Annotated in this window: 11 protein-coding genes; 3 read left to right on the forward strand and 8 right to left on the reverse strand. The window is 60.2% G+C overall.

Annotated features, from left to right (window positions below; translation table 11 throughout):
• Positions 1-202: 202 nt before the first annotated feature.
• Complete coding sequence (locus tag QSV77_RS20545; RefSeq protein WP_302734876.1) at positions 203-2,053, reverse strand: ABC transporter ATP-binding protein; 1,851 nt, start codon at positions 2,051-2,053, stop codon at positions 203-205.
• A 48-nt stretch (positions 2,054-2,101) separates the two neighbouring features.
• Complete coding sequence (locus tag QSV77_RS20550; RefSeq protein WP_302734877.1) at positions 2,102-3,265, reverse strand: M20 aminoacylase family protein; 1,164 nt, start codon at positions 3,263-3,265, stop codon at positions 2,102-2,104.
• Between the two features lie 305 nt (positions 3,266-3,570).
• Between QSV77_RS20550 and QSV77_RS20555 the strand changes: the two genes are divergently transcribed.
• From QSV77_RS20555 to QSV77_RS20565, 3 genes are all read left to right on the forward strand, one after another.
• On the forward strand, positions 3,571-5,280 hold the full coding sequence (locus QSV77_RS20555) for a peptide ABC transporter substrate-binding protein (protein ID WP_271363039.1): 1,710 nt from the start codon (positions 3,571-3,573) through the stop codon (positions 5,278-5,280).
• 142 nt (positions 5,281-5,422) lie between these two features.
• Entirely contained in the window at positions 5,423-6,433 is a 1,011-nt protein-coding gene (locus QSV77_RS20560) for an ABC transporter permease (protein WP_142842833.1), read from the forward strand.
• Complete coding sequence (locus QSV77_RS20565; protein ID WP_142842834.1) at positions 6,426-7,346, forward strand: ABC transporter permease; 921 nt, start codon at positions 6,426-6,428, stop codon at positions 7,344-7,346. The genes QSV77_RS20560 and QSV77_RS20565 overlap by 8 nt, the downstream gene beginning before the upstream one ends.
• 154 nt (positions 7,347-7,500) lie before the next feature.
• Here QSV77_RS20565 and QSV77_RS20570 read toward each other — a convergent pair whose 3' ends face one another.
• From QSV77_RS20570 to QSV77_RS20595, 6 genes are all read right to left on the reverse strand, one after another.
• Positions 7,501-7,851 carry a ribbon-helix-helix domain-containing protein gene (locus tag QSV77_RS20570; protein ID WP_302734878.1) on the reverse strand — a complete coding sequence of 117 codons (351 nt, stop codon included), beginning with the start codon at positions 7,849-7,851 and terminating at the stop codon, positions 7,501-7,503.
• Between the two features lie 70 nt (positions 7,852-7,921).
• Entirely contained in the window at positions 7,922-8,488 is a 567-nt protein-coding gene (locus tag QSV77_RS20575; RefSeq protein ID WP_269702632.1) for a DJ-1/PfpI family protein, read from the reverse strand.
• 97 nt (positions 8,489-8,585) lie between these two features.
• Positions 8,586-9,983 carry an amidase gene (locus QSV77_RS20580; protein WP_302734879.1) on the reverse strand — a complete coding sequence of 466 codons (1,398 nt, stop codon included), beginning with the start codon at positions 9,981-9,983 and terminating at the stop codon, positions 8,586-8,588.
• A 53-nt stretch (positions 9,984-10,036) separates the two neighbouring features.
• A complete protein-coding gene (locus QSV77_RS20585) occupies positions 10,037-10,858 on the reverse strand; it encodes an ABC transporter permease (RefSeq protein ID WP_269702628.1) in 822 nt (273 codons plus the stop codon).
• Positions 10,855-11,805, reverse strand: coding sequence for an ABC transporter permease (locus tag QSV77_RS20590; RefSeq protein WP_302734880.1), 951 nt, complete (start codon positions 11,803-11,805; stop codon positions 10,855-10,857). The genes QSV77_RS20585 and QSV77_RS20590 overlap by 4 nt, the downstream gene beginning before the upstream one ends.
• Positions 11,806-12,034: 229 nt before the next feature.
• Positions 12,035-13,570 (reverse strand): ABC transporter substrate-binding protein, encoded by a 1,536-nt coding sequence (locus tag QSV77_RS20595; protein ID WP_302734881.1) that lies wholly within the window; start codon positions 13,568-13,570, stop codon positions 12,035-12,037.
• Between the last annotated feature and the right edge of the window lie 94 nt (positions 13,571-13,664).

The following is a 13,664-nucleotide window of genomic DNA, read 5'->3' on the forward strand; positions in this document are numbered from 1 at the left end:
CTGGCGTGGCGGTACGGCGCGTTTCTTCTCCCCGCCGGGGAGAAGGTGGCCCGAAGGGTCGGATGAGGGGGAAACGTTGCCGGATTTCGGAGAGCTTGCCCCCTCATCCCGCTGCCGCGACCTTCTCCCCGGCGGGGAGAAGAAACAAGCGGCACGCGCTCGGTCCCTTACCAGCTCTCGACTGGAAGCCAGCACCACTCCATCAAGCCGCTTCCTGCACCAGATGCCCCGCCGAAACCTCCCGGTAACGCCGCTGCGGCGGCACATAATCCACCGGCCGGATCGGGCTCTTGACCTCGTCCGTCGCCATGTTGCGACGGATCTGCCGTCGCGCCGGGTCCGGCACGGGAACGGCCGACATCAATTTTTTCGTATAGGGGTGCTGCGGATTGTCGAAGACAGCAGCACGCGGGCCGATTTCGACGATCTCGCCAAGATACATCACCGCCACACGATGACTGACGCGCTCGACGACCGCCATGTCATGGGAGATGAAAAGGAAGGCGAGGTTGAGGCTCTGTTGCAGGTCAAGCAGCAGGTTGCAGACCTGCGCCTTGATCGAGACATCAAGCGCCGAGACAGCCTCGTCGGCGACGATGACCTTGGGATCGAGCATCAGCGAACGGGCAATAGCGATACGCTGGCGCTGGCCGCCTGAGAACTCATGCGGGAAACGCCGCATCATATCCGGGCTGAGGCCTACCTTTTCCAGAAGATCGGCCGCCTTTTCGCGGGCCTGCTGTTTGGTTCCGAGGCGATGCTCGATAAAGGGTTCCATGATCGCCGTGCCGATGCTCATGCGCGGATCGAGCGAGGCGAAGGGGTCCTGAAAGATCATCTGCACGCTGCGGCGCATGGTGCGCAGCGTCGTCTTGTCGAGCTTCAGCACCTCGTAACCGTCAAGCATGACATTGCCGGATGTCGGTTCGATCAGCCGGGTGATCGACCGCCCGGTGGTGGACTTGCCGCAACCCGATTCGCCCACGAGAGACAGGGTTTCACCCTCGGCCAGATCGAAGGAGACTTTTTCCACCGCATGTACGGCGCCGGATTTACGGCCGAAAAGACCGGAGCGGATATCGAAACGGGTCGTCAGGTCCTTGACCGAGAGAATGGGCGTGCGGCCGCCGGAAACAGTATCCTTGACCTCGACCACAGGCTGGCTCTCGCCGGTCTTGATATCGATGATCGGGAAACGCGCCGGCAGCGCCCTTTCCTTCATTGAGCCAAGCTTCGGCACCGCCGAAAGCAAAGCACGCGTATAGGGATGGTGGCCGCGATGGAAGATATCGTCGGTGGTGCCGGTTTCCACGACATCACCACGGAACATGACGATGGTACGGTCAGCCACTTCCGCCACCACGCCCATATCATGGGTGATGAACAGGACCGACATGCCCTCCTCTTCCTGCAATTGCTTGATGAGGTCGAGAATCTGGCCCTGAATGGTCACATCCAGCGCCGTTGTCGGCTCGTCGGCGATCAGCAGCTTTGGTTTGGAGGCGAGCGCCATGGCGATCATCACGCGCTGGCGCATGCCGCCGGAAAACTGGTGCGGATAATCGTCGAAACGGTTCTTCGCATTGGGAATACGGACCTTCTCAAGCAGGCGGATGACCTCGGCGCGCGCGGCAGACGAAGAAATATCCTGATGCACGGTCAACGCCTCGGCGATCTGCTTGCCGATCGGGAAGATCGGGTTGAGGCTGGTCATCGGCTCCTGGAAGATCATCGAAATGTCCTTGCCGCGAACCTTGCGCATCTCTTCTTCCGGCAGCGCTAGGAGGTTGCGACCGCCAAGCATGACGCTGCCTTCGATCCGGCTCGTCTTTTTATCGAGCAGGCGCATGATGGAGAGCGAGGTGACGCTCTTGCCCGAGCCGCTTTCGCCGACGATCGCCACCGTTTCGCGCGGCGCGATCTCGAAACTCATATTGCGCACCACGGATTTCCAGCCGCCATCGACGCGAAAGGATGTGGTGAGATTCTGAACCGATAAAACCGGGCTGACTGAACCGCCGGTCTGTTCCATTGATGTCGCCGCCAAAAGCATGCCGATCTCCTGAAAAGCAGAAGGCGGCCATGACGGCCGCCGGATGTCTTACGCAGCAAGTGCCTTTTCGGCCATCGAAACCCAGTAGCTGATGCCGTAAGGCAGCGCATCATCGTTGAAATCATAGGCGGCATTGTGCAGCCCGGCGGTATCGCCATTACCGATGAAGATGAAGGCGCCGGGGCGGGCTTCGAGCATGTAGGAGAAATCTTCCGCTCCCATATGCGGGTTGGGATTGGTGTTGACGGCGTTGGCGCCAGCCACGCCCATCGCCACGCCGGTCGCAAATTCGGTCTCATCACTGTGGTTGAAGGTCACCGGATAACCGCGGTGGTATTTCACCTCAACGGTGGCGCCATGCGCCATGGCCGTGGCAGTCGCCACTTCCTTCAGGCGTTTTTCGGCGAAATCGCGGGTTTCCGGCAGCAAAGTGCGCACCGTTCCCGTCAGCGTCACCGAGCCGGGAATGACATTGACGGCCGTGCCGCCATGGGTGGTGGCGACGGTGACGACGAGCGATTTCAGCGGGTCCGTCTCCCGCGAAACGATGGATTGCAAAGCGATGATGATATGCGCCGAGGTCAGCACCGGATCGATGGAAAGATGTGGTGCGGCCGCATGGCTGCCCTTGCCGGTGATGACGATTTCGAAACTATCCGCCGCCGCCATGGTCGAACCCTTGCGGATGGCGAATTGGCCAACGGGAATGCCCGGCTCATTATGCATGCCATAGACCTGGGAAATGCCGAACTTTTCCATCATGCCGTCATTCAGCATGGCAAGCGCCCCTGCCCCACCCTCTTCGGCGGGCTGGAAGATCACGGCCACGGAACCCTTGAAATTGCGGGTCTCTGCCAGATATTGCGCCGCGCCAAGAAGCATGGCGGTGTGCCCGTCATGGCCGCAGGAATGGGCCTTGCCGGGAACCTTGGAAGCCCAGGGCTTGCCGCTGGTCTCGAGGATCGGCAGGGCATCCATGTCGGAGCGGAAACCGATGGTCGGGCCATCGCCGTGCCGACCCTTGATAAGGCCGACCACGCCGGTCTTGCCAATGCCGGTCTCAACGATGTCACAGCCGAAAGACCTTAGTTTCTCGGCCACGAACTTCGATGTTTCGAAGACGTCATACAGCAGTTCCGGCGTCTCGTGCAGGTGGCGCCTCCAGCCGGCAACGTCTTCCTGCATCTCGGCCACACGGTTCAATATCGGCATTCCCAGTTTTCCTTTTTTTGTTCCCCGCCGGGTTGTCGGGAGCCATATTGCGTTTGGAATTTCTACTTTTGCAAGTCTGAATTTTGCTGCATGAGCGAAAAATAGGCCAAAAGGCGAATGGCTCAAATTTTGTTCATCAATAAGAGTTTGGGGCTTGCTTTTCAAAAAAACTGACAATAGCATCACCTGGAATGGAGGAGTATTCCTTAGCAAAGTCAAATACTTACAAACAATAGACCTTGCACATGACGACGGGAAAAGCGTCAAACATTCAAATAGATAAAATCTAAAAGGGGAAAAACACGATGAAGAAGCGCAGCGTTCTCTTTGCCAGCACGGTGGCGGCCATGGCCCTCGCAGGCACTGCCGCCCATGCCGAGCGCGGCAGTGACGGCGAACTGAAAATCCTGTTCTGGCAGGCTGTATCAACACTTAACCCTTACCTTTCCGGAGGCACGAAGGAAATCTACAGCTCATCCATGGTGATCGAGCCGCTGGCGCGCTACGACGAAAAGGGCGAGCTGGTGCCGATGCTGGTGAGCGAGATCCCGACCGTCGATAATGGCGGCGTCGCAAAAGACCTGCTCAGCATGACCTGGAAGCTGAAAAGCGATGTCAAATGGTCTGACGGCACGCCGCTTACCGCTGACGATGTGGTTTTCACCTGGAAATATTGCACCGCACCGGATGGCGGCTGCGCGCAGGCGGCACAATATGAAGGCGTGAAAAACGTCGAGGCCGTCGACGCCCACACCGTCAAGGTCAGCTTCACCGAACCCAAACCCTATCCCTATTCCGCATTTGTCGGCGCGCAATCACCGGTTATCCAGAAGAAGCAGTTTGAGAAATGCGTCGGCGCTGCCGCTCCGGGCTGCACCTCCGCCAATTTTGGCCCCATCGGCACCGGCCCCTTCGTGGTCAAGGATTTCAAGCCGAACGACGTCATCAGCTACGTCGCCAATACCAACTATCGCGATCCGGCCAAGCCCGCCTTCGCCACCGTGACCCTGAAAGGCGGCGGCGATGCGGCTTCCGCTGCGCGTGCCGTTCTTGAAACCGGCGAATTCGACTACGCATGGAACATGCAGGTGGAGCCGGAAATCCTCGCCACCATGGTGGCGGCTGGCAAGGGCAAGCTGGAAACCGCCTTCGGCACGCAGGTCGAGCGTATCAATCTCAACTGGTACAATGCCGATCCCGCCCTGGGCGACAAGCGCTCCACCAAGGAAGGCGGGCCGCACCCGGCCCTATCCGATCCGGCCGTGCGCCGGGCGCTCTCGCTCGCCATCGACCGGGATATTATCGATGAGACGGGCTATGGCGAGGCGGGCAAGCCGACCTGCAACATCGTGCCGGCGCCTGAGGCCGTCGCTTCGACGAAAAACGACAGCTGGTGCCTGAAGCAGGATGTGGAAGGTGCAAACAAGCTGCTGGATGATGCAGGCTGGGTGAAGGGATCAGACGGGATCCGCGCCAAGAACGGCGTGAAGCTGTCCTTCCTCTACCAGACCTCCACCAACTCCGTTCGCCAGGCGGCGCAGGAACTGGTGAAGGACATGTGGTCGCAGATCGGCGTTGCGGCTGAACTTCGCAATGTCAGCGCCTCGGTGTTCTTCGGCGGCGACCCGGCAAGCCCGGATACCTTCCAGAAATTTTATGCCGACGTTGAAATGTACACCAACAATTTCGACGGCACCGATCCGGAAAAATATCTGGCGGAATGGCTGTGCGACAAGATCCCTGCCCCGGCCAACGGCTGGCAGGGACAGAATGTTCCGCGTTATTGCAACCCGGAATTCGACAAGCTGGTGGGCGTCCTTTCCAAGACCACGGACTTTGCCAAGCGCGGGGAAATCGCCAAGCAGCTGAACGACATGCTGACGGAAGAAGGCGCGCATATTCCGCTCATCCACCGCGGCAACGTTTCCTCACATTCGCTGACGCTGGAAGGCGTTCGCATGAATGCCTGGGATTCGGAACTCTGGAACGTCGCGGACTGGTCCCGCAAAAAGTAACACGCAGATGCGCCGGCTCCCCAACAGGGGGGCCGGCCTTTTGCATGCCCCCTGGACCATGTTCTGAAGACACATTTGCAGCGTCACGGCGAAGAAGCTCCCAATTTTCGTGCTGCCGCGCTCTGGGTCTGGAGAGTTTCAGATGTTTGCCTTTACGCTCCGGCGGCTTGCCTTTGCCGTACCGACGTTGCTCGTCATCAGCTTCGTCATCTTCGCGCTGCTCGATCTTGCGCCCAACGACCCGACCGGCGACCTGCCGCTCACCATCCCGCCGGAAGTGCGCGAGCAGATCCGCGCCTCGCTTGGCCTCGACCAGCCCTTCTTCATCCGTTACCTGATGTGGCTGCAGCAGTTCTTCATCAATGAGCCGCTGAACCTCTTCGAAAAGCTGACCGGCTGGCAGATCGGCGATGGCAGCCGTATGCGGGTTCTTTCCTGGGCGACACGCAGCCCGGTGGTCGATCTCGTCATTCAGCGCATGCCGCAGACGCTGTGGGTGGTGGGTCTGGCCTATCTCTTCGGTGCGCTGCTGGCGATCCCGATCGGCGTCATCTCCGCCTATAAGCAATATTCGATCTTCGACCAGATCGGCACCTTCATTTCCATGGTCGGTTATTCGGTTCCGACCTTCTTCACCGGCGTGCTGCTGGTCGTCATATTCAGCTCCTATCTGCAATGGTTCCCTTCCGTTTACGACACCAATCTGAGGGTCTCGGACTGGGCAAGCTTCGTGGCGCAGGTGAAGCAGATGTTCCTGCCGGTGCTGGTGCTGACGCTCTACAATGTCTCGCAGATCAGCCGCTTCGTGCGCGCCTCCATGCTGGACAATCTGCATCAGGATTATGTGCGCACGGCACGGGCAAAAGGCGTGAAGGAAAAATCCGTCCTGCTCGTCCACGTGCTGCGCAACAGCCTGATCCCTGTTGTGACCGTGATTGCACTCGGCGTGCCGACGATCTTTTCCGGCGCCATCATCACCGAGCAGATTTTTCGCGTGAACGGGCTTGGCCAATTGCTGATAACGGCCGTTCAGGGTGCTGATATTCCGCTGGTGCAGACGCTGACCTTCATTTTCGCGGTGCTGATCGTGCTCTTCAACCTGATTGCCGACGTGCTGTACGGCATTCTCGACCCGAGGATCCGCTATGACTGACGCCACCATTGCAGCGCCGACGGTTGCGGCCACCCCGACGCAATCCGCCCTTGCCGATATCTGGAAACAGTTCCGCGTTCACAAGGGCGGCGTCGCGGGGCTCTTCGTTTTCGTCTTCATCCTGCTTGCGGTCTATGTCGGCCCCTATATCCACACCGTCGCGCCGAACGCCATCAACGTGAAGGAACGCAACCAGTGGCCATCCCTGGCCCATCCCTTCGGTACCGATAATCTCGGCAAGGACATGCTGGCGCAGGTGCTGGCAGGTGGGCGCATTTCGCTTGCCGTCGGCATCACCGCCATGCTGCTGGCGCTGTTTCTCGGCACGCTGGTGGGGGTGCTGTCCGGCTATTTCCGCAGGCTCGACGGTCCGCTGATGCGGCTGACCGACCTGTTCCTCGCCCTGCCACTTCTGCCGTTGCTGCTTGTCATCCTGATGCTGTTTCGCGATACGTTGCGCGCCGCCTTCGGTCCGGAAACCGGCATCTTCATCCTGATTGTCTTCGTGATTGGAATAACCAGCTGGATGCACACCGCCCGTATCGTGCGCGGCGATGTGCTGACGATCAAAAGCCAGGAATTCATCATGGCGGCGAAATCGAGCGGCATGCGCGAATATCGCATCATCCTGAGGCACATCCTGCCGAATGTGCTGAGTTCGATCATGGTTTCGGCCACCCTCGGCATTGCCGCCGCCATCATCACGGAATCGGCGCTCTCCTTCCTCGGTCTCGGCTTCCCCTCCGACTTTCCGACCTGGGGACGGCTGCTGTTTGATGGCGCCAACTTCCTGCAACTGACACCGTCGCGTGTGTTGTGGCCGGGGCTGGCGATTTCACTGACGGTTCTGAGCGTGAATTATATCGGCGATGCGGTGCGTGATGCGCTGGATCCAAGGGCGCTGAAGAGCTGAGGAGACGCCGTTCCCTGCGTCACAAGAACCTCTCCGCCGTCATCCTCGGGCTTGACCCGAGGATCCATTGCCGCGCGTGACTGTGGATCCTCGGGTCAAGCCCGAGGATGACGTCGGGTGCAAGTTGATCCACTATCGAGCCCAAAGTTACCACCTAGTGGTAATTCACCTTCTCCGCATCGAGAATGCTGTCCGCATCCAGCACGGCAATCGGAATATCCGTCCGCGCCGGAATATCGCCGGAAAGCTGCAGCGCGAGATACCGCCCGCAACAGACCCGCAGGAACGAGGTGAAATTGCCGAGATCGTGCCCGGCATCGATCGATTCATTATAAAGCTTGGCGATCAGCTGCACGCTGTTCATGCCGTCGCGCCGCGCGATCTCGTCCAGCGTCGACCAGAAGAAGTTCTCGAGCCGCACACTTGTGACCATGCCGTCGATCCTGAGCGACCGCGTATGGCTTTCCCAAAGCGTGGGGTCTGCCTTGATGAAAAGCTTGCACATGGTTTCCTCCCTCACCACGCCTGAAAGATAGGCGGAAAACGGGGCCGGAAAAAGCCCCGTTTCGCCGGTCTTATTTGCCGAGCACCGCCATGAATTGCGAAAGCCAGGCCGGATGGGCCGGCCATGCGGGCGCCGTCACCAGCTTGCCGTCGGTAACAGCCGCATCGATGGCAATATCGGCATAGGTGCCGCCCGCCAGTTCCACTTCCGGACGGCAGGCGGGATAGGCCGAGCAGGTGCGGCCCTTGAGCACACCGGCGGCGGCCAGCAATTGCGCACCGTGGCAAACGGCCGCCACCGGCTTGTCGGCTTCAAAGAAATGTTTCACCGCCGCCACCACATCCGCATTAAGCCGCAGATATTCCGGCGCACGGCCGCCGGGAATGACCAGCGCATCGTAATCGGCAACCTTGATATCGGCGAAGGTGGCGTTGAGCGCGAAATTATGGCCGCGTTTTTCCGAATAGGTCTGGTCGCCCTCGAAATCGTGGATGGCCGTGGCAATGGTCTGGCCCGCCTTCTTGCCGGGGCAGACGGCATGGACCGTGTGGCCGACAGCGAGCAGCGTCTGGAACGGCACCATTGTCTCATAATCCTCGGCGAAATCGCCGGTGATCATCAAAATCTTTTTCGGCATGTCTGCTCCTCCCGTTTTCGAATGCCTTTGGGTACCCTAACAGGCAGGATCGAGACGCGGGTATTATGGCAATACTACATGGCCGATAAAGGTGGGATCAGCAGGCCTGCGGCGGCTGCGGCCAGCGTCTCACACCGCCGCCCCAATTCTCGAACGCCTTTGAAAGTTTGAGCACGAAAAGATCCTCGTAACGGGGACCGACGATCTGCAGACCGATGGGCATGCCGGATGTCGAAAAGCCGCAATTGATCGAGGAGGCCGGCTGTTCCGACATGTTCCACGGCACCGTGAAAGCTATATGTTCGAAGGGCCGTGAGGGATCATTGGTGGGCGAGGCCCAGTTGGCCGGATAGGAGACGATTGGATTGGTGGGCGAGATAACCGCATCCACTGTCTGCATCAGCCGCCCGCAGGTCTTGCGCATTTCCATCGTCTGATTGAAACCGAAGACCGCACGGGAACCGCTAACCTCCGCCCCCTTCTCCGCCCATTCGAGAATATAGGGGAGGATCGCCGCGCGGCGTTCATCGCTCAGCGCCACCATATCGCCCCAGAATTTCGCTCGCCAGAAATCATCCAGCCCGTCCAGCATCTCGCGCGTCAGCACCGGCTCGACCGGGATGACGATAGCACCCGCCGCCTCGAACAGTTTCGCAGCCGCGACAACAGCATCGCGCACCTCTTCATCCAGCGGCAGGCCGCAACCGGCATCCAGCATGAGGCCGATTTTCAGGCCTTTCATATCGATATCGAGATCCATCCAGTCGATGCTGTTTGGTGGCAGTGATGTGCCGTCGCGCCAGTCGGGCCGCGAAAGCGTCGCCATGGCATAGGCGGCATCAATGACGGTGCGGGTCATCGGCCCGGCGCAGCGACCGGTATAATAGGGATCAACCGGGATGCGGCCCTGGCTCGGCTTGAAACCGAACAGCCCTGTCCACCCGGCCGGCAGCCGCACCGAGCCGCCAATATCCGTGCCGATATGCAGCGTGCCGTAACCCGCAGCGCCTGCCGAAGCCGCGCCGGCGCTGGAACCGCCGGGGTTCTGGGTGGGGTCCCACGGGTTGCGGCTGAGCTTGTGGAAGCTGGAAAGGCCGGAGGAGAGCATGCCGTAATCCGGGCAGGTCGTCTTGGCGTAAATGATCGCGCCATCTTCCCGGCATCGGGCTGCCACCGGCGCGTCTTCAGCCGCAGGCACCAGTTCCACCGCCCTGGTGCCGAGCGGCACCGGGTGGCCCTTCGTGGCGATGAGTTCCTTCAGCGAGACCGGAATTCCATCGAGGGCCCCGAGCGTTTCACCTTCTTGCCACCGTTCCGTCGAGGCCAGCGCCTGCCTGCGAGCATCTTCCGGATCATAGGCGTAAAGCGCGTTCACCACCGGTTCGAAGGCATCGATACGCGCTTCCACCGCCTGCCAATATTCCGATGGCGATAGCTTCCTCTCCCGGTAAAGCGCCAGGATTTCGAGCGTGTTGAGGTCTATGAGATCGGTCATGGCATCGTCTCGTCAGAAAACCAGGAAATAGGGGCGATATCGGCTTGAAACGGTCAGCTGGTATCGCGCGGGTCCAGCAGGTCGCGCAGGCCATCGCCGAGAAGATTGAGGCCGAAAACGGCGAGCGCAATCGCAAGGCCGGGCATGATGGCAAGCCAGGGTGCAGCGCCAAGATAGGTCTGGGCATCGGCGAGCATCCGCCCCCAGGTGGCGGCGGGTGGCGGCATGCCGAGACCGAGGAAGGAAAGGCCCGCTTCCGTCAATATCGCAAGACCGAGCTGGATCGTAACCTGCACGATGATCTGGTTGGAAATATTCGGCACGATATGGAAAAGCGTGATCTTGGCGCGGTTCTGGCCGATGCTGATGGCAGCGGTAATGTATTCCCGCGCCCATATCTGCAGTGCAGCCCCCAGCGTCAGCCGCGCAAACACTGGCACCATGAAGGTGGCGATGGCAATGATGGCGGTGAAGCGCCCCGTGCCGATGAAAGCGCCGAGCATCATCGCCGACAGGATAGGCGGCACGGCGAAGATGATATCGCAGATGCGCATGACCACGGTTTCGGTAACACCACGCAGGGCCGCGACCGCGACGCCAATGGCCGTGCCGACAGACGCGCCGATGGCGACGGCGGCGATGGCGGTGGAGAGTGAATTCCACGCGCCGGCCATCAGCATGGACAGCACATCGCGGCCAAAATGATCCGTGCCGAGACCGCCATAAACGAATGGCGATTTCAGTTTCTGGACGATCTGCATCTTCGTCGGCGAAACCGGCGTCCAGACCAGCGACAAAAGGGCAACGGCAACGAGGAAGGTGGTGACGGCGATGCCGACGACGAAGGCCGGGCGGCGGCGGATAAATCGCATCATCGCGCACCTGCCCGCAGTCTCGGATCGATGAGGAGATAGGCGATATCGACGACGAAATTCATGATGATGACCAGCGCCGAGAAGAACAGCACGACGGATTGCATGACGACGATGTCGCGCTGGGTCAGCGCCTGATAGGCAAGCCGCCCGAGGCCCGGCAGATTGAAGACATTCTCGACAAGCACCGCGCCGGCAATCAAAAAGGTGAATTGCAGGCCGATCATGGTGACAACGGGGATCATCGCATTCGGAACCGCATGCCGCCACAGCGCCACCCGCTCGCTCAGGCCCTTGGCGCGGGCGGTGCGCACGAAATCCTCATTCATCACTTCAAGCACGGCGGAACGGCAGACGCGGGTGAGAACCCCGGCCTGCGACAGCGCCAGGGCGATTGCCGGCAGCACCAGCGCCACAAGCCCTGCCGAAAAGCTCGGCGTCCAGCCGGGAAAACCACCTGATGGCATCCAGCCGAGCGTGGTGGAAAAAACGATGATGAGCAGCAACCCGACCCAGAAGCCCGGCACGGCAATGCCCACATGCGAAAACAGCCCGGCCGCAAAATCCAGCGCCCCGTTGCGGTTCCGCGCCGCCGCCACGCCAAGCGGAATGGCAATGGCAACGGACAGGCAAACCGCAAGCAGGGCGAGCGGCAGGGTAACGGCCAGCCGCTCGACAATCAGCCCCGCCACGGGCACACCGTAGGTATAGGATTGCCCGAGATCACCCCGGAAGACACCAACCAGCCAGTGGAGGTAACGCAGCGGCAGCGGCTGATCGAGGCCCATCTGTTTCTGCAGCGCGGCGAGCGTATCGGGGCTCGCCGAAGTGCCAAGCATGATGGCCGCCGGATCGCCCGGCAGCAGACCCATGACGACATAGATGATGAGGGAAACAGCAAACAGCGTGATGACGAGGCTTAAAAGACGCCGGATGAGGACGGCTAACATCTGGCATCTTCTCCTTGCGTGGTTTTGCAGTCGGATATCGTGGAGAGATTTGTTGTCATCCCCGCACACTCTTCCCTCATCCCTGTGCCTGTCACAGGGATCCAGCCGACGCGCGTCCGCGCGGCGAAGAGACTCCTTTTAGCCCAAGGACTTGGGCTGGCTGGATTCCTGTGACAAGCACAGGAATGAGGTGGATGGGGAAACTGCGCCCTACCCCTCACAACAAACCCTATTCTTCCCAATGCACATCCGTCAGCACATTCGAGGGAATGGGCTCATTTTCCCACAGCCCCTTCACCTTCTTGTCCCAGACACCAAGCTTCGGCATCACGAACAGAAAAAGAGCCGGCACATCTTCGGCGAGGATTTTCTGGGCGTCGCCATAAAGCTTTTCCTGCTCAGCGGCATCCGCCGTCTTTTCTACGCTGGCGATGACCTCATTGAAGGTCGGGTTCTTGTAGTTGAAATAATAGGGATCGCGGGAATAGATATCGATATCCATCGGCTCGGCATGGGCGACGATGGTCATGTCGTAATCCGCACCCTTCAGAACATCCGCCACCCACTTGGCCGGAAATTCTGTGGTCTCAATGGTCATCGTCACACCGATTTCGGCCAGCATCGCCTGCAGGATTTGCGAGGTGCGCTGGGCATAGGCCATCTGCGGCGCCTTGATGGTGAAGCTGAAACCATCAGCATAACCCGCTTCGGCAAGCAGCGCTCTCGCTTTGTCGACATCGTAAGGGTGCACCCCTGTCGTATCGATGTATCCGCGGTCATTCGGGGTGTAGTGGCTGCCAATGGCCGTGCCGAAGCCGGACCAGGCGCCTTCAATGACAGTGCCGCGATCCACCGCCATCATCAGCGCCTGACGCACGCGCTTGTCGTCAAACGGCTTGCGGGCATTGTTCATGCCCGCCACGACCTTCAACTCGGTATTGCCGACGAATGTGCCGAGGCGCGCGTCGCCATCGAAGGAGGTCATCAGTTCCGGCGCGCCGAATTCCGGGAAAGCATCGATATCGCCGGATTTCAGTGCGGCGGCCTGCGCCTGCGGATCGGAGACGAAACGGAAGGTCGCCTTGTCGAGTTTTACCGAAACGGCCTTGTCCCAATAGGCGTCGTTCTTCTGCAACTCGACCTTGTCGCCCTTGGCCCAGGCCACGAATTTGAATGGGCCGGTGCCGACAGGAGTGGTGCGGTTATTCTCCGCGCTTTTCGGCGCGACCATCACGGAGGCAGGCCAGCCGAGCCAGTAAAGAAGGCTGCCGGCCGGTTGCTTCAGCTTCAGCACCAGCGTTGCGGCATCCGGCGTCTCGATACTGTCGATGGCGGCGAAGAAACGTTTCTGCGGATTGACCGAGCTTTCGCCACGCGCCCGATCCAGCGAGAATTTGGCTACGGCGGAATCGAAAGCCTCACCATCGTGGAAGGTGACGCCCTTGCGCAGCTTGAATGTGTAGGTCTTGCCGTCAGGCGCAATTTCCCAGCTTTCGGCAAGCTGCGGCCTCACCTTGCCGTCGCGGTCGATCGTCACCAGACCTTCAAAGACATTCTGCCAGGTCACCTGACCGATGGCGACGGGAGCGGCAATGGTCGGATCGAGGCCGGTCGGCTCAACTGCCATGCCCAGCGTCAGCGCGGTTTTCGGCGCAGCCTCGGCCCCAACAAGCGAAAGCGGCAGCCAGAGCGCAGTGCCCAATGCGAGGGTCAGCGCGGTGCGGCGCGAAAGCGTTGCCGCCTGCGAAAGATAAGTGCGTGGCATCCTTAGTCCCCTGTCTGGCGGCCGGGGCATTTTTGCCCTTCCGAAGACCACCCGTTGCAAAAAGAGTGTCATGTTGCAGGCGCACACACAATCT

Origin of the sequence: Agrobacterium sp. V1 (assembly GCF_030518355.1) — a bacterium.
GTDB classification, from domain to species: domain Bacteria; phylum Pseudomonadota; class Alphaproteobacteria; order Rhizobiales; family Rhizobiaceae; genus Agrobacterium; species Agrobacterium cucumeris.

Coding starts and splice junctions, on each gene's coding strand:
- QSV77_RS20545 (WP_302734876.1), bottom strand. CDS start 2,053: ATGCTTTTGGCGGCGACATCAATGGAACAGACCGGCGGTTCAGTCAGC.
- QSV77_RS20550 (WP_302734877.1), bottom strand. CDS start 3,265: ATGCCGATATTGAACCGTGTGGCCGAGATGCAGGAAGACGTTGCCGGC.
- QSV77_RS20555 (WP_271363039.1), top strand. CDS start 3,571: ATGAAGAAGCGCAGCGTTCTCTTTGCCAGCACGGTGGCGGCCATGGCC.
- QSV77_RS20560 (WP_142842833.1), top strand. CDS start 5,423: ATGTTTGCCTTTACGCTCCGGCGGCTTGCCTTTGCCGTACCGACGTTG.
- QSV77_RS20565 (WP_142842834.1), top strand. CDS start 6,426: ATGACTGACGCCACCATTGCAGCGCCGACGGTTGCGGCCACCCCGACG.
- QSV77_RS20570 (WP_302734878.1), bottom strand. CDS start 7,851: ATGTGCAAGCTTTTCATCAAGGCAGACCCCACGCTTTGGGAAAGCCAT.
- QSV77_RS20575 (WP_269702632.1), bottom strand. CDS start 8,488: ATGCCGAAAAAGATTTTGATGATCACCGGCGATTTCGCCGAGGATTAT.
- QSV77_RS20580 (WP_302734879.1), bottom strand. CDS start 9,983: ATGACCGATCTCATAGACCTCAACACGCTCGAAATCCTGGCGCTTTAC.
- QSV77_RS20585 (WP_269702628.1), bottom strand. CDS start 10,858: ATGATGCGATTTATCCGCCGCCGCCCGGCCTTCGTCGTCGGCATCGCC.
- QSV77_RS20590 (WP_302734880.1), bottom strand. CDS start 11,805: ATGTTAGCCGTCCTCATCCGGCGTCTTTTAAGCCTCGTCATCACGCTG.
- QSV77_RS20595 (WP_302734881.1), bottom strand. CDS start 13,570: ATGCCACGCACTTATCTTTCGCAGGCGGCAACGCTTTCGCGCCGCACC.